This is a genomic window from Rouxiella silvae (assembly GCF_002093625.1).
GTDB lineage: Bacteria > Pseudomonadota > Gammaproteobacteria > Enterobacterales > Enterobacteriaceae > Rouxiella > Rouxiella silvae.
Window position 1 is genome coordinate 76,624 of sequence record NZ_MRWD01000006.1, and the last position, 16,202, is coordinate 92,825.

Sequence of the window (16,202 nt, forward strand, 5' to 3'; positions counted from 1 at the left end):
AAACCACGTCCTGAAACGTGGTTTTTGCTGCCGCAAAGTCGAGATTATGCGTACACAGGGAAGCGTGCGCAGATATCCAGGACTTTTTGCTTAACGCGTTCGATGGTCGCTTCATCGTTCAGATTGTCGAGAACGTCGCAAATCCAGCCTGCCAGTTCACACACTTCAGCTTCTTTGAAGCCGCGACGGGTAACGGCTGGCGTACCGATACGTATACCAGACGTCACAAACGGGCTCTTCGGATCGTTAGGTACGCTGTTTTTGTTAACGGTAATGTTCGCGCGACCCAGTGCGGCATCGGCTTCTTTACCGGTCAGGCCTTTCTCAACCAGGTCTAGCAGGAACAGGTGGTTGTGAGTACCGCCAGAAACGACTTTGTAACCGCGCTCAAGCACCACTTCAACCATGGCTTTCGCGTTGATGGCAACCTGCTGCTGGTAAGCCTTGAACTCAGGCTCCATCGCTTCTTTCAGCGCAACCGCTTTACCGGCGATCACGTGCATCAATGGACCGCCCTGACCACCTGGGAACACCGCAGAGTTCAGTTTTTTGTACAGGTCTTCGTCGCCGCCTTTAGCCAGGATCAGGCCACCGCGTGGACCCGCCAGGGTTTTGTGCGTAGTGGTGGTAACGATGTGGGCATGTGGAACCGGGTTAGGGTATACGCCTGCCGCAATCAGACCGGCTACGTGAGCCATATCAACGAAGAACCATGCGTCGATGCTGTCTGCGATTTCACGCATTTTTGCCCAGTCAACCACGCCGGAGAATGCAGAGAAACCACCGATGATCATTTTCGGCTTGTATTTCTCAGCCTGACGCGCCAGATCTTCGTAATCGATTTTGCCGGTTTCGTCGATACCGTAAGGCACCACGTTGTAGAGCTTGCCAGACAGGTTAACCGGAGAACCGTGAGTCAGGTGACCACCGTGTGCCAGGTTCATCCCCAAAATAGTATCGCCTGGTTGCAGCAGAGCAGTATAAACCGCGAAGTTAGCCTGTGAGCCGGAGTGGGGTTGAACGTTTGCGTAATCAGCACCGAACAACTCTTTTGCACGGTCGATAGCCAATTGCTCAACGATGTCAACGTATTCACAGCCGCCGTAGTAACGCTTGCCCGGATAGCCTTCGGCATATTTGTTGGTCAGTTGAGAACCCTGAGCCTGCATAACGCGCGGGCTGGTGTAGTTTTCTGACGCAATCAGCTCGATATGCTCTTCCTGACGTACGACTTCCTGCTCCATTGCATGCCACAGTTCGGCATCATAATCGGCAATGTTCATTTCACGCTTTAACATCTGCATCTCCTGACTCAACAAACTTTAATAAGCCCCTAACGGGTTCTGGCGCACAGTGTAAACTGTTTCGCCCCCGTTGGCATAGTCTCTACAAGAGGTTTTTAAGCAAACGATTGGCTACCCGTGGCACAAGGCTTTGATCTGCTATAGACATTCCCTGCTCAAGCGACTTTTCTTCACTCTTGCATGCAAATTTTTCAGCTTTGTGAGCCAGCACGCAAGGATCTGCTTTTCCTTTAAAAAGATAAGGGTATTTACAAATTGAGCGGCTAGCTATAACATGCATTTAAAATACATGTTATAGCCGTTGTCAAAATTACCGGGCCGTGTCCCCAGGAGCTCTCAATGCTAGACAGTCAAACTATTGCTATCGTCAAATCCACTATTCCCGTTCTTGCCGCTACCGGACCTCGATTAACCGCCCACTTTTACGATCGCCTGTTCGAGCACAATCCTGAGTTGAAAGACACGTTTAACATGAATAATCAGCGCAACGGGGACCAGCGTCAGGCGCTATTTGATGCCATTTGTGCCTATGCCGCCAATATTGAAAACCTCGCGGCCCTGCTTCCTGCGGTTGAACGGATTGCCCAAAAACACACCAGTCTTAATATTCGCCCCGAGCAGTATCAGGTGGTCGGCGAACATTTGCTGGCAACCCTTGACGAGCTGCTGAGTCCGGGACAAGAGGTGCTTGATGCCTGGGGTAAAGCCTACGGCGTGTTGGCTAATGTGTTTATTCAGCGTGAGTCCGCTATTTATCAAAGCAGCGAAAATCAGCTGGGTGGATGGCAAGGGACGCGTGCGTTTCGTATCAAAGAGAAGCAGCAGCAAAGCTCGCTGATTACCAGCTTTGAGCTTGAGCCAGTTGATAATCAGCCGATTGCAGATTTTAAAGCCGGGCAATATCTCGCCATTTACTTAAGCAAGGCGCAGTTGAACTGCGAAAAACATGAGGATCAGGAAATTCGCCAATACTCGCTGACAAGGGCGTCTAATGGAAAAACATACCGCATTGCGGTGAAACGCGAGGCTATGGGCACGGTATCTAACTATCTGCACCAGCGGGCAAAGGTTGGTGACACGCTTTATCTGGCACCGCCCCACGGTGAATTTTATCTGGACGTCACGCCACAAACGCCGGTGGCGCTTATTTCCGGCGGCGTAGGCCAAACGCCGATGCTGGCGATGCTCAATCAGTTGGCGGCGCAGAAGCATCCGGCGGCAGTACAATGGATACATGCGGCGGAAAATAAACAGGTGCACGCCTTCGCCGACGAAGTTAACGCACTTAAGGCCACACTGCCGCAGTTGCAAACACATGTCTGGTATCAGCACCCGAATGTGCTCGATTTACCGGGGGAAGATTATCAATATCAGGGACTACTGGATTTAAGCGCCGTCAAAACTGAACTAGCTGCCGATGGGATGCAGTTTTACCTGTGTGGACCGGTTGGATTTATGCAGTTTACCGCGCGCCAGCTGCTAGAGCTAGGTATTGAAGAAGCCCACATACATTACGAATGCTTTGGCCCACATAAGGTTATATAACGAAAGGAAAGGCTTTGCGCAGGCACGCAAAACCGATAATGGCTGATGATAAAGTAGGTGCGGGCCGGTAAAATACTAACTGGCCCGCAAAGAGTGCTTAGATAGCCTCTTCGTCCTCTTCACCGGTGCGAATACGCACAACACGAGCCACGTCAAAGACGAAGATTTTGCCGTCGCCGATTTTACCGGTTTGCGCGGTGGTCATGATGGTTTCTACGCAGGTATCCACGATATCGTCAGCCACAACGATTTCGATTTTAACTTTAGGCAGAAAATCCACCATGTACTCTGCACCACGGTACAGTTCGGTGTGGCCCTTCTGACGACCAAAGCCTTTAACTTCAGTCACCGTCATCCCGGTAATACCCACTTCAGCCAACGCTTCACGTACATCATCGAGCTTGAAAGGTTTAATAATTGCGTCAATTTTTTTCATGGCAGGCCCTTTTATCATTCGTATGTCGGTGCTTTTTATTGGCAGCGGCAAGATTAATTCTTTGCTTTTGGGTGCCAACGGCACCGGCAGGCGCATAAAGTATCATATCCCCGTCATGCTTAAAACGCAGCGAAATAACGGCAATCAATTTTTAAGACTCTTTAAAGTCGTTGGCTTCGAGTTCATGTCTTGAAAGCAGCTTATAGAACTCGGTTCGGTTGCGCCCGGCTATTCTCGCCGCCTGTGTCACATTGCCGCGTGTAATTTGTAAAAGCTTACGTAAATAGTGCAGCTCGAAGGTATTACGAGCTTCGACGAAGGTCGGCAGCGCCGTGTTTTCGCCTTCAAGCGCCTGTTCAACCAGAGCCTCGCTGATAACCGGTGCTGAGGTCAACGCCACGCACTGTTCTATTACGTTAACCAACTGGCGCACGTTGCCCGGCCAGCTCGCGGCCATCAGCCGCTTCATAGCATCGGTTGAAAAACTCCTGACAAACGGCTTATGCCGCTGCGCCGCGGCGCGCAGCAGATGATTGGCCAAAAGCGGAATATCTTCTGCACGTTCGTTAAGCGCCGGTAGCTTGAGGTTAACCACGTTCAGTCGGTAGAACAGATCCTCACGAAACTCGCCCTTCTCCATCGCTTTCGGCAAATCGCGGTGGGTGGCGGAAATAATGCGCACATTCACGTCGAGGTCGTGGTTACTGCCCAACGGCCGCACTTTGCGCTCCTGCAATACGCGCAGCAGCTTAACCTGCAAGGAGAGCGGCATGTCGCCTATTTCATCAAGAAACAGCGTGCCACCATCGGCTGCCTGAAACAGGCCTTCGCGACTGCTCACTGCGCCGGTAAACGCCCCTTTAGCGTGGCCAAACAGCTCGGACTCCAGCAGTTGCTCGGGTAATGCACCGCAGTTAATGGCAATAAAAGCCTTTTTACCTCGCGGGCTGGTGCGGTGAATTGCCTGCGCCAGCACCTCTTTACCCGTGCCACTTTGGCCATTAATCAGCAGGCTAACGTCGGACTGTGCCACCATTTTGGCCTGCTCTAACAGACGCAGCATAACGGGGCTGCGCGTGACAATCTGTTCGCGCCAGCTTTCATCACCGGCCGGGGCAGACTGCGCCAACGCTTCATCAATCGCTTTATACAGGGCATCGCGGTCAACCGGCTTGGTCAAAAAGCCGAACACGCCCTGCTGAGTGGCGGCCACGGCGTCGGGAATAGAACCGTGAGCGGTCAAAATAATCACCGGCATGCCGGGCTGATGCTTCTGGATCTCGGCGAACAGCGCCATGCCGTCCATTTCGTCCATTCGCAGATCGCTGAGCACCAAATCGACGCGCTCGCGGCGCAGCAGCTTTAATGCCTCTTCACCGCTGCCCGCCGTACTTACCTGAAAACCTTCGCTTGAAAGGCGCATCCCAAGCAATTTCAACAGGCTGGGATCGTCATCTACCAGCAGTAAGCTGGCATTTCTCCGTGCGGTCATTTGTCTCCCGTCGATTTTAACTGTAGGCCTTTGGGCGGAACGTAGGTGTCTTTAGCCTGAACGTTGGAGCCGGTGCTGCTTCGGCCGGTTGCCGCGGGCGTGGCGTCGCCGTCGGGTATTTCACCCTGCAGCTGCTTGCGCGAAGAGAGCTGTCGCTCGATATCGGTCAAATTCTCGAGCTTGCGGCGCGTGTCCGCTAGGCTATCCTGCAACTCTTTTTGCTGCAGGGACATCTCGCCTATTTTAGTTTCATTAGCAGTCTGCTGGCGCGAATTACGCGCTTTTTCATCTTCAAAAGCGATTTGCAGCGACTGACGCTCTCGCCACAGCTGCACCAACGGACGAATATTACCCGGCATCTGCCCGCGATAGTCACTCACATTGTTAAGCAACGTTCTGCGTTGCGACAAATCAGGGTCCGCGCCGGCGGCTAAAATACTTTGTTTAAAGATATTAGCCCATCCTGACGCAGGAATGAGCGCGGCCTGATAACTCGCCTGCGTGTTGCTCATACGATCAGAGCAGTCCATCGCCCGCAGCCAGTACAGTGAGTTGGTCAACGTGGCGCTGTCGTCGAGCGACCAAAGGGTTTCACAGGGCGCAATGCGGAAGTCGATCACTTTACTGCCGGGAATAACGTCTTCGACCGGCTGATAGAGTCCCTCGCCTTTGTCACGCGTGCAGCCGGTAAGCAGGATCGGTGTCAGCACGATCGGCGCGATAATCCTGGGCATGAAAAAGCCAAAACGGCTCAAAAAAGAGAAAAATCTTGTCTGCATGGTTTGATTATACTCAGCTAAATTTTTCCGCTGCCTGAAGGCAATTCGATGCGGAAACAGACATCGGCGTAGTCGACATCGACCAGTTTTAGTTCACCCTGCATACGCTTGATGCAATCGTTGGCAATACTCAGCCCCAATCCGCTGCCCTTAACGGCGCCTTTACGCAGTTGGCTCCCCTGAAAAAAAGGTTCAAAAATCAGCGCACGCTCTGCCGTAGGGATTGGCGTCCCGGAATTAGCAACATCGATCATTGTGCGTGTGCCATCCTGCCAGCTATTAAGCCAAATGTTACCGGATTCAGCCCCGTAGTGCACCGCATTGGAGTACAGATTATCCAGCACCCGCACTAATAGAACAGATTCAGCCCAGCAATGTTGCGCCTCAGTGTTTATCTCAGTATGGATCATCTTGGCTCGCGCCGTCAGACTATGTGCCGCAGCAATGTTATTGAGAATGTCAGACAGATTGACCTGCTCTTTGTCTGCGGCCACGTCGGCCAGTCGACGGTTGTAGTCGAGCAGCTGCTCAATCAAGGTTTGCAGGTGTCGGCTGCTGGTATTAAGGATGGTGACCACTTCTCGCTGATCGTCAGTCAAGGGGCCGGCCACCTCATCACGCAGCAGCTCGGTGCCTTCACGCATGCTGGCCAAGGGGGTTTTCAGCTCGTGGGAAATATGGCGTAAAAACTCATGCCGCTGGGACTCAAACCAGGCAAGCCTGTCACTCAGCCAGTTGATCCGTTTTGCTAAAGCGCGAATCTCTCGCGGCCCGCGAAATTTAGAGGCGCTGCCTGGTGCTCGCCCTTCCCCCAGTAGGTTAATCATGCGCTCAACGCCTTTTACCGGCCCGATAATCATGCGGGTAAACAGCACAACCAGCATGCCGCTGAGCAAGAACAGAACAAGTGCCTGCCAGCCAAAGAACTTGCCGCGATCGGCAATGGCATGCTGCAACTGCTGTCCGCGTGAATAAATCACTTCACGGGTGGCCTGCACCATCTCGGCGTTAGAGCGAGAAAACTCCTCAAGCTGGCGCGAGGCTTCAGGCTCGGGGCTATTATTTTGACATTTGAATGATGAGAGCTGGGTCAGCAGGTCGCGCAGATTTTGATAATAGCGAACGTCGGGAAGAATTGAGGCGTGTGCGTCGAGCATTTGCGAATATTGACGTCGCTGGCTCTGATAAAGCGTAGAAAGCGTGTCGTCATCAAGCACGCAGTATTGCCGATAGCTGCGCTCCATTTCCAGCGCAATGCTGGTCATCGATTCGCTTCGTCTAGCATCGACAATGGTGGTGCGATTAATTTCGGCCGCTTGTCTGCTGAGATGATTAAGACTTTCGTAGGCCTGATACGCCAAAATCAACAGTGGCAGCAGAACCAATAGAAAGGCCATTAAAACCAATTGCCTAAGCGAACCTGGGAATAAACGCCACTTTTTCAATGAAATCATCTCGCTCTCAATACATTCGCTGATGCTAACCGAGCCGGATGAATAAAGAAACAACGTAGCGTTGTGTGAAGCAGAGGTGTTTTTTGGAGTTATCATGCAAACTTGGGGGATTGCCCTGCAAACATGCCGAAGGCCGGTCTACAGGGCAGAAGAGGTGGTGCCTCACTCAACGTGTCGTTCGATGTTTGATAAGATTGCCGAAGCAACGATATCGGAGTAGTGAACGATAGGCACCTTTTCTACGGCGTCATTCTAGTGGTTATGAGCGTGAATTGCGGTGAAACCGCAAAAGCATTTATAACTGAGTGAATGAGCAACCAAGAATATTATAGCAGGAATCATGCCAACAATTAAAGCTAAATTCTAACTTACTGTTATTCATTGGATAAAAAATTAAATTAAATTTAAAAGTCCATTTTGAGCGGATTATTTATGCTTAAAAATCCGGCATTTAGTCTCTAAAAAGCGACAAATAAACAGCAGAAAACATGAATACATATAAATCAGTGAGTTAAGCGTCTCCTTTTGGAGACACTCAATGCCTTCGCTGTCGCCAATCCCAGACAGTATTAGTGTTCGTCGTAGCCTTGCGTTCCAGGTTTAAGTTCCGTTAACTGGCAGGCTGGGCTGCTCTTGTTCTTTTCATCCACACAGTCTGTAGCATCATCTTTCACAAAGATGTGGTCAAGTATCGCGCGCATCGTCGGGCCTGCAACCACCCCATCGCCGCCGCCGTTTTCCAGAATCAGCGCCACGGCAACGGTTGGATGATCAAACGGCGCAAAGGCGGTGTAGAAAATATGGTCACGCAGGCGGACTGGCGTCATTTTGGCATTATAGTTCTGGTTTTCACGCAGGCTAAACACCTGTGAAGTTCCCGATTTTGCCGCAATTTTGTAAGGTGCGGTATGGAAAAGCTTATAACCGGTGCCGTTTGGCGCATTGGCCATGCCGAACATAGCATTTTTAACAATGGTCCAGTACGGTGATTTCGGGTCAGCAATCTGCGACGTTGGCGGCATTTTGTACGGCGTAATCACTTTGCCAAGCTGCATTGACTCCATCAGGTGCGGGGTCAAAATCTTGCCGTTATTGATAAGAATAGTCAGCGCCTTGACCATCTGAATCGGCGTTGCAATCCAGTAGCCTTGGCCTATCCCTACCGAAACTGTGTCGCCCTGATACCACTCTTTCTTATGAACCTTCATTTTCCATTCGCGGCTTGGCAGGTTGCCGGAATACTGTTCGTCAAGGTCGATACCCGATGATTTACCGTAGCCAAATTTGCTCAGCCATTCATGAATGCGGTCGATACCCATTTCATAGGCAACCTGATAGAAGAAGGTGTCCGCCGACTCCTCAATCGCCTTGGTGACGTTCAGGTAGCCGTGGCCGGTCTTCATCCAGTCACGATAGTGGCGATCGGTACCGGGTAGTGTCCAGGTCGGCGCGCCAAAGAAGGTGGTTTGCGGCGTAATAACCCCGGCAAACAGCGCTGAAATCGACATATAAGGTTTGATGGTGGATGCAGGCGGGTAAAGTCCCTGCGTCACGCGGTTGATCAACGGCAGGTCAGGGTTTTTCAGCAGTGCGCTGTAAGCCTTACCAGAGATGCCGTTAACAAACGGATTCGGGTCATAGCTTGGGCTGGAGACCATCGCACGTACCGCACCGTCGCGCGGGTCAACCACCACCACGGCGGCACGCTGGCCTTTAAGCAGTTGCTCAATGTACTGCTGTAGCCCAAGGTCCAGCGTCAGCTTAATGTTTTGACCAGCCTGCGGCGGCGTCTCGGTTAAAAGACGCACCACGTGGCCGTGGTTATCCACCTCAACTTCCTGATAACCGGTTTGCCCGTGCAGCTCTTTTTCGTAGTACTTTTCGATACCCTGCTTACCGATATCGTGGTCGGCGGCATAGTTTTCTGCCAGACCGTCAGCCGAGAGCTGCTTGTCATCGCGATCGTTTATCTTCGACACATAGCCTACTACGTGCGCCAGTTCTGCACCGTAAGGGTAGCGACGCTGCTGATAGCTGCTGATAGACACGCCGGGAAATTCAAACTGGTTAACGGAAAAGCGCGCGACTTCTTCATCAGTCAGCGCAAGCTTCAGTGGAATTTCTGCGAATTTACGGCCGTGATACATCGAGTCTTTAAAATTGTCGAGATCGTCTTGCGTGAGATCGACAATCGGCGTCAGCGCCTTCAGAGTGGCCTGTAGATCCGGCACTTTTCCTGGGATCACCTGAATCTGATAAAGCGTAATGTTATCAGCCAGGATCACGCCGTTACGGTCCATAATCAGCCCACGGCTTGGGGCGATCGGCAACATTTTGATGTCGTTCTGATTCGAACGCGTCTGATAGAAGGAGTGCATCCCTACCTGAAGGTGGTAAAGATTGAAGATGAGTACCCCAAACAGCAGCACGACAATAACAAAAGCGATAACGGCACGGCGTATGAACAGCAGTGACTCAGCCGTATGGTCGCGGATTTCATCGTTAAGTAGGGCCATTACCGGGGGATTACCTTTCTTGTCAAACGTCGGTCAAATGCGAAAAATGCGGGGTGTTCGGAAAGGGCGAAAGGATAACGCTTATCAGCCAGCACGACCATAAGAACTGTGCTAATCAAGCAAGAGTAATGTTTCTATTTATGAATAGTTAAGCAGGATTGAAAGTTATGAATGCTTCAGGAAAGTGGCTGGGGCGGGATAACAGCCTCAATCCATGAATTATGGGGTTGAGGCGCGCAGAGCTTACTTGTCTTCTATTTTGATACAGTCACCGTAGATAAAACCTTCGGTTTCATTGGCGATGACAAAACTGTTTTGCACGTGAATATACATCAGATGGTTAGCGGTTCCCGCCTTCATCGGCTGATTATTCTGGCCGATAATATCGGTCAGTTCAGGGCTGGTAATGGTTCTGCTGTTATCAGGGTAGGCGGTAAAAGTATTACCGGCGTCCGCTACCCGCGCGTCTTTATTCAAGACTTCAGCCGAGTCATCACCGTCGGGGCGCTGAATGCTGTGGGTCAAAACACATTTATAGTTTGTCACTGCAAACGCTGAACAAGATGTAAAAGTCAGTAATACCGCAATGAAAGCGACGAGCCTGGCCATTGAAAAATCCCAACTAAGAAAAGTGAGCCACATCCTATCACTTGGCAATATTATAGAAAGTAGTCGGCAAAGAAATAGTCATAATTTATTCAATGCTTAGCGTGATAATAAAAGCCCGCACTTTTTTCGTGCGGGCGACAATAAAATATCGCTATCCAGAAGGATGACAAATAATCCTTTTACGACTCGCGCAGGCCGCGTTTTCAGGGTCGTTGCGCAGGCAGGGAAATATGGCCAATCTGATAGTTTTGCCTCGACGCGTCACTTTTTTGCCGCAAGGTTTGCCATAGGCTGATGCGGATAAGCTGCCAGTTTTGGGTATCCCATGCCACCACCTGCGCCAGTGCGCCGTCTAACGCCGGCGAATCGCTCAGGGACGTGAGTGAGCTATAGCGTTCAATAGGCTCAAATTGACGAGTGGCAAACTTTGCCTGGTCGATATTGTCTGCGAGCGAAGCGGCAAGCACCGGATAAACTTTCACCTGAGGCCAGCCAAACGCCCGGGTTAATGCCTCAAACCCGGCACCAAGCAAAAATTGGTGCATGCTGTCGGCGTCTTGCCAAAGATAGAAAGGCGCATAGACATTTTCCTTACTGCCGATAAGCGGGCAGTTCTGGCGTGCATAAAGGTACGTTTTGAACAACAAGCCCGGAAATCCGTCCAACCGATGGCCGTTTTCTGCAATGCGTCGCTCAATAATCGCCATATCGTAGTCGGCGGGCAGCGTAAAACTGTATTGCATCGCAAGCATGTTTAGCCTCCTAGCTCTTGGGGATATTGGAGAGTTGGAACATTTCACCACTGCCGAACGACCAGTCTTCAGGCTCGGTAAAGCTCACAACCACCATCACATCCTGCGCTTTGATGCCGATAGAGGCCTGTAACAGCTCGACTAATTCTGAATATAACGCCTGCTTTTGTTCGGTGCTGCGTGGCTTTCCAGCGGTAATTTGAAACAGTAAATAGTCTTCGCTGCGCCCCGCTTCTGCTCCACACAGGTAATGTCGGTCAATGACTCGCTGCTCAGGGTCATAACAGTCAAAAAACTGAAAACAGTCGCCAGTTGGCACGTTAAAACGGCTTTCCAGCGCCTGCTGAAGCGCGCTGGAAATGGCGCTTTGCCAATAATTGAGCCGCTGCCGAGGCAGTGAAATTCGAGTTATAGGCATAATTTCCTCCTGTTAATCGGCCGCTAAATTAGCGAAAACGGTTAATGCCGAGGCGGCAGTTGGCCAGCCTGAGTAAAAAGCCAGATGGGTGATGAGCTCAACAATTTCATCGTGGGTTACGCCATTTTTTTTAGCCAACTGTAGGTGATAAGGCAGTTGCTCGGTTCGCGAGAGCGCTACCAGCGCACTCACGGTAATCAGGCTGCGATCGCGAGCCGACAGCTCGCTGCGTTGCCAGACATCACCAAACAATACGTCTTCACTCAGCTGTGCCAGCTTAGGGGCAATCTGTAACAAGGTTTCGCGATTGATGGTTAACGGCGTAGTACGGCTCATGGGAAATTCCTCTTCATAGATGTAATAAAGAAGATAAACGCCTATGATGGTTTATAAAATCAGAAATATCAGCACCATTAATCCCTAAAAGCAGGATGATTGAAATGGCAAAAAGACCGCTAACTTTTGATGCCGAGGCTTTAAGAAGCTTCGTCACCGGTATTGAGCTGGGCAGTTTTGTGCTTGCCGCCGAACGGCTTGGGCGCTCAACGTCGGCTATCAGCGCTCAGCTTAAGAAACTGGAACAGCAGGCAGGCGCGGCGCTGGTGCAAAAGTCTGGACGGCATTTGGCGCTGACAGAACGCGGAGAGATTCTGCTGGGATATGCCCGCAGGCTGTTAAGTTTGAATGATGAAGCATGCGCGGCGATGACGGCCAGTGCAGTGGGGGGGGAAGTGCGCCTTGGGTTGCAGGAGGATTTTGGTGAAGTTCTGCTCCCGGCCATTCTCGGCAAGTTCGCTCGCGCTCATCCCAATGTACAGATTTCAGCCAGCGTCAGCAGAAATCTGCCGCTGCTCACCGGCATTAAACAAAATGAATTGGATCTCGCACTTAGCTGGCAGGGAGACGACAGCACGCCTTTTAGTCAACCCTTAGGCCGATTGCCGCTGCGCTGGATTGGGGATGCGCAATTCGACGTGAATGCCCTGTTGGACAGTAATACACCGCTGCCGCTGCTGGTGTTTGACGCGCCCTGTATTATGCGAAATGCAGCCACTGCCGCACTAGACAGAGCCGGCATCCCGTGGCGAATAGCCTTCACCAGCCGCAGTCTGGGCGGTATTTGGGCTGCCGCAACGGCCGGATTAGGCATTACGTTGCGCACCGAAATGGGTATGCCGAACTCCCTGCGCCATCTTGAAGCCTCGTCACTGCCTGAGATGGGTGATATTGGCATTGTGCTTCACCAGTCCAACTGCCAGCTAACACCGGCAACGGAATACCTGCAGCAGACCATCCGTGAACTTTTCCCACTCCAGTTTTCGAGATAACGCGTGGCCGAACTCTCCCCCAACGTGAACTGAACGCACAAAATGAGGGAGGGGATCAACCTTAGGCTCCTCATCGGGAACAGTCATTACCTTATCGTCGTACCCGCACTGAGGGTGCCGTGCGCCTGAACGTTGGTATCACCTGAATCACCTTGCAACGTGCAACCATTAAGAATCATAAAAACCAATGCAATCATCGATATTTTGCTAAAAGTACGCATCGTGTGGCCCGCTAAGATTGTCCAAAAGTTATGTTGTGACTTTTGGACCGATGGCCTTAGCGGAAGTTTCACCTTTTACACTTCTCGATCATTGCTCACTAAATGTTAACGTTAGACCCAGCCCATGCCCTACCTGCAGCACAATTTTTTGACCATCGTCTTCGACATGAATCTCGCCGCGCTGGAGGCTTTGACGTGCCGCCTCCAGGGAGTGAGTGGCGAAACCGAGTGCGATCATTTTGGCCTCCTGAGGCTCCTCCTCTGGCGAAACACCCCAGCCAGAAAGTGCCTTCTGCGGGCTGACAAATCGTACCTTTGCGCGTCCGGCGCGCAGGGTTATTTCCTCTGCATCAACGTTTTCAAGATATTCTGCTCCAAAAATCTCAACATAAACCTGCGCAGCCTGCTGGATATCCGGCGCCGAAATAACGAACTCGCTGATGTGCGACACGGCGTTTGGGTGTGACTGCCACTCTGCGCGCCAAACCAGTTCCGGCGTGAGATGCTGGCAAAAAAAGCTTCTGCCGTGTGCAATGCGCGAAGCGGCCACCGACACGGTTTGGAATCGTGCGTTCGGTTCAGTTCCGTCGTTCAATTTTACTGGTCGGAAAAAGGCCTTGGGTGGCGTGTCTGCCACCCGTTGCCGAGTAAGATGCTGATAAATCTCGTCGGCATCCTGCGTCTTCCACACCAGCCCGTTCAAGCCAAGCGGTGCCTGCCACAAGTCTTTGCGCTGCAAATTTGCGCGGTCTTCATAACCCAACAGTTCCAGATAATTATCATTAAAAATTGCCAGATGATTGCTTGAGCCTAGGGAGTGATGCCCCCGTGAAGTCAGGCTGAAACCCAGTCGACGAAACAGCAACTGTGACTGATCGAGGCCGTCGGCAACGTTGATAACCACGTGGTCAAGATGAGGAGTAAGGGAAGACATATAACACTCTCTTCTATCATATTAGTAAGCGATAGAAAGCAGGATAAAGAGAAGCGGGGTTTTCAAGAACGAAGTTTTCCGCAAAACCAATCCCTCTTTTGAGATAAACACCTCCATTTATCTCATCACAAAAAACGCCTAAAAGTGATGACGATTTGCTTTTATAGCCGTTCAAGATGTTGATGCGCGATGCAACGCTGAATATAACTGACTAAATTGTGATTTAGATCAAATAAACCCAGGCACCACGCGGGCTGCAAAGGGGGCTTTCGACGCGTTTTGGAGGCGTTTTAATCCGTTTTTAGGCCATTCATACCACGATTAATGCACTTCATTCCACTAACCGGGCATTTCATGCCTGAATCGGTTCAGTCTCCTGATTAAGACTTATCATAGCGTCAATCTAATTGAATCAGTCTCGCTCGGGAGAACCCACTATGCGTGATAAATCAGGCTTCACAAATGCAAGTGCAGCACACATTGCTGCAACGCCCAATCTCAATCGCACCCGCTGGATGACATTGATAGGCACCATCATCACTATGTTTGCTTTGGGATCGGTTTATACCTGGAGCCTGTTTAACGGTCAGCTTTCGGCCAAACTCGACGAGCCTATCAGCCGCGTTGCGTTCTCGTTTGGTCTGCTGAGCTTGGGACTGGCCGTGGCCTCTTCCGTCGCAGGTAAACTGCAAGAACGTTTTGGCGTGCGCAATGTAACCCTCGGTGCCGGCGTCTTAATGGCCGTAGGCTTTTTCCTGACTGCCCACTCCAACAACCTGATAATGCTCTACCTCAGCGCTGGCGTGTTGGTTGGTTTGGCGGACGGTGCCGGGTATCTGATGTCACTGTCGAACTGTGTAAAATGGTTCCCTGAGCGCAAAGGCGTGGTTTCAGCCTGCGCTATCGGCGCCTACGGATTGGGCAGCCTTGGCTTCAAGTTTATTTGCGGTTACCTGCTGAGCATCGGCACGTTGGAAAATACCTTCATCATTTGGGGATTGCTGGCCATGACGATGATCATCATCGGCGGCCTGATGATGACAGATGCGCCGAAGCAGGAAGTTAAAATTGTGAATAATCACATCGAACAACCGCGTGATTTCAGTCTGGCCCAAGCGATTCGCTTGCCGCAATATTGGATGCTGGCGCTGATGTTCCTGACCGCCTGCATGAGTGGCCTCTACGTCATCGGTGTAGCAAAAGACATTGGCCAAGGCCTGGTTCATCTGAATGCGGTGACTGCTGCCAACGCCGTTACTGTCATAGCCATCGCCAACCTCAGCGGCAGACTGGTGCTGGGCGTGCTTTCCGATAAAATAGCCCGTATTCGCGTTATCTCGATTGCGCAGGTTATTTCTCTGGTGGGTATGAGTATTCTGCTCTTCACCCATATGAATGAAGCCACCTTCTTTGCCTCCGTTGCCTGCGTTGCCTTCAGCTTTGGCGGTACGATCACCGTTTATCCGTCACTGGTCAGCGATTTCTTCGGCCTTAACAACCTGACCAAAAACTATGGGCTGCTGTATCTGGGCTTCGGTATTGGCAGCGTGCTAGGCTCACTGATAGCTTCGCTGTTTGGGGGATTTGTCGTGACCTTCAGCTTCATTACCGTGCTATTAATTATCTCACTTGCGATTTCTGCCACGATTCGCCTACCGAATAAAGAGATTCAAGAGCAGAATACGCTCCAACATGTGTAGACCGATGTTCTGACCCTTTCATGAACGGTAAACGGGAGCGCTGGCTCCCGTTTTCTATCGTCAGCCTTAAGCCTCTGCACACTTAAAACCCTAATAAAAGCTTCACCTCCGCATCCGTGATGAGAGGTTCGACAGCTATTTACCTGAAGATTTTCGGACACATTTAACATGATCAGCAGTAAAAGTATTCTAGCCGCCCTGTTACTTTCCAGCGCGGCGTTGGGCGTTCAGGCGGCAGAAATCCCTCTGAGCAGCGTGGCGCAACCTTGTGTGGAACACGCTTCGTTTAACGTCCACGCAGGCAATCACGATATGATTAACATACCAGAACAACCCGCTAATCAATCGAGCAACCACTGCCTGACGAGCTTGCAGAGTAGCAACAGTAATAAATTATTTGGCAATAACGAACTGCTTAAATAATAAACTCACTCTCGTTATCAATCTGAATCAGCCGATATTTTGAGCGGTTGATTCAGCGTACTTACCGATTAATTCCGCCTTTCTGTCTACCTATTCTGACCCGCCTATACTTTTTTTACGATAACTTTCCCCATGCAATTCCGCGTCTTAATTTAAGAAAAATAAGGTTTATGCTATTCTAATCTGAATATTTTCAGCACCCTGCATGGCAAAAGAAATGGCGTCTTCGTTAATAAATCCTTATATCACCACTTCTGTAGTTTATTTATCGTACAAGTACGAAAAACTCCA

At 50.9% G+C, this 16,202-nt stretch carries 15 protein-coding genes; 4 read left to right on the forward strand and 11 right to left on the reverse strand.

Features of this window, described 5'->3' with window-relative positions:
• Positions 1 to 44: 44 nt before the first annotated feature.
• A complete protein-coding gene (gene glyA / locus BS639_RS04090; protein WP_084982327.1) occupies positions 45 to 1,298 on the reverse strand; it encodes a serine hydroxymethyltransferase in 1,254 nt (417 codons plus the stop codon).
• Positions 1,299 to 1,643: 345 nt separating this feature from the next.
• Here glyA and hmpA point away from each other — a divergent pair, with 345 nt between their 5' ends.
• Complete coding sequence (gene hmpA, locus BS639_RS04095) at positions 1,644 to 2,849, forward strand: NO-inducible flavohemoprotein (protein ID WP_084982328.1); 1,206 nt, start codon at positions 1,644 to 1,646, stop codon at positions 2,847 to 2,849.
• A 97-nt stretch (positions 2,850 to 2,946) separates the two neighbouring features.
• On the opposite strand, the gene glnB is transcribed toward hmpA, so the two are convergent.
• The 9 genes from glnB to BS639_RS04140 form a co-directional block, all read right to left on the reverse strand.
• Positions 2,947 to 3,285, reverse strand: a complete 339-nt coding sequence (gene glnB, locus BS639_RS04100) for a nitrogen regulatory protein P-II (protein WP_009638933.1) — start codon at positions 3,283 to 3,285, stop codon at positions 2,947 to 2,949.
• 151 nt (positions 3,286 to 3,436) lie between these two features.
• Positions 3,437 to 4,777, reverse strand: a complete 1,341-nt coding sequence (gene glrR, locus BS639_RS04105) for a two-component system response regulator GlrR (RefSeq protein ID WP_055781435.1) — start codon at positions 4,775 to 4,777, stop codon at positions 3,437 to 3,439.
• The gene (gene qseG / locus BS639_RS04110; protein WP_055782090.1) at positions 4,774 to 5,511 is read right to left on the reverse strand and encodes a two-component system QseEF-associated lipoprotein QseG; all 738 of its coding nucleotides are present in this window, start codon (positions 5,509 to 5,511) and stop codon (positions 4,774 to 4,776) included. The genes glrR and qseG overlap by 4 nt, the downstream gene beginning before the upstream one ends.
• A 62-nt stretch (positions 5,512 to 5,573) precedes the next feature.
• A complete protein-coding gene (locus BS639_RS04115; RefSeq protein WP_084982329.1) occupies positions 5,574 to 7,010 on the reverse strand; it encodes a sensor histidine kinase in 1,437 nt (478 codons plus the stop codon).
• 569 nt (positions 7,011 to 7,579) lie between these two features.
• A complete protein-coding gene (gene mrdA, locus BS639_RS04120) occupies positions 7,580 to 9,526 on the reverse strand; it encodes a penicillin-binding protein 2 (protein WP_055781430.1) in 1,947 nt (648 codons plus the stop codon).
• A 243-nt stretch (positions 9,527 to 9,769) separates the two neighbouring features.
• On the reverse strand, positions 9,770 to 10,135 hold the full coding sequence (locus BS639_RS04125; protein WP_055781428.1) for a hypothetical protein: 366 nt from the start codon (positions 10,133 to 10,135) through the stop codon (positions 9,770 to 9,772).
• Between the two features lie 203 nt (positions 10,136 to 10,338).
• Positions 10,339 to 10,887, reverse strand: coding sequence for a DUF4865 family protein (locus BS639_RS04130; protein WP_084982330.1), 549 nt, complete (start codon positions 10,885 to 10,887; stop codon positions 10,339 to 10,341).
• A 10-nt stretch (positions 10,888 to 10,897) separates the two neighbouring features.
• Entirely contained in the window at positions 10,898 to 11,305 is a 408-nt protein-coding gene (locus BS639_RS04135) for a tautomerase family protein (protein WP_055781421.1), read from the reverse strand.
• Between the two features lie 12 nt (positions 11,306 to 11,317).
• Positions 11,318 to 11,641, reverse strand: a complete 324-nt coding sequence (locus BS639_RS04140; protein WP_055781417.1) for a carboxymuconolactone decarboxylase family protein — start codon at positions 11,639 to 11,641, stop codon at positions 11,318 to 11,320.
• Positions 11,642 to 11,745: 104 nt separating this feature from the next.
• On the opposite strand from BS639_RS04140, the gene BS639_RS04145 reads away from it, so the two are divergent.
• Positions 11,746 to 12,633 (forward strand): LysR substrate-binding domain-containing protein, encoded by an 888-nt coding sequence (locus BS639_RS04145; protein ID WP_084982331.1) that lies wholly within the window; start codon positions 11,746 to 11,748, stop codon positions 12,631 to 12,633.
• Positions 12,634 to 12,942: 309 nt separating this feature from the next.
• Here BS639_RS04145 and BS639_RS04150 read toward each other — a convergent pair whose 3' ends face one another.
• Positions 12,943 to 13,788, reverse strand: coding sequence for a VOC family protein (locus BS639_RS04150; protein WP_084982332.1), 846 nt, complete (start codon positions 13,786 to 13,788; stop codon positions 12,943 to 12,945).
• A gap of 437 nt (positions 13,789 to 14,225) precedes the next feature.
• Between BS639_RS04150 and BS639_RS04155 the strand changes: the two genes are divergently transcribed.
• Together BS639_RS04155 and BS639_RS04160 are read left to right on the forward strand one after the other, a co-directional pair.
• Positions 14,226 to 15,488, forward strand: coding sequence for an MFS transporter (locus BS639_RS04155; RefSeq protein WP_055781407.1), 1,263 nt, complete (start codon positions 14,226 to 14,228; stop codon positions 15,486 to 15,488).
• 168 nt (positions 15,489 to 15,656) lie between these two features.
• Entirely contained in the window at positions 15,657 to 15,911 is a 255-nt protein-coding gene (locus BS639_RS04160; RefSeq protein ID WP_055781404.1) for a hypothetical protein, read from the forward strand.
• Positions 15,912 to 16,202: the final 291 nt, after the last annotated feature.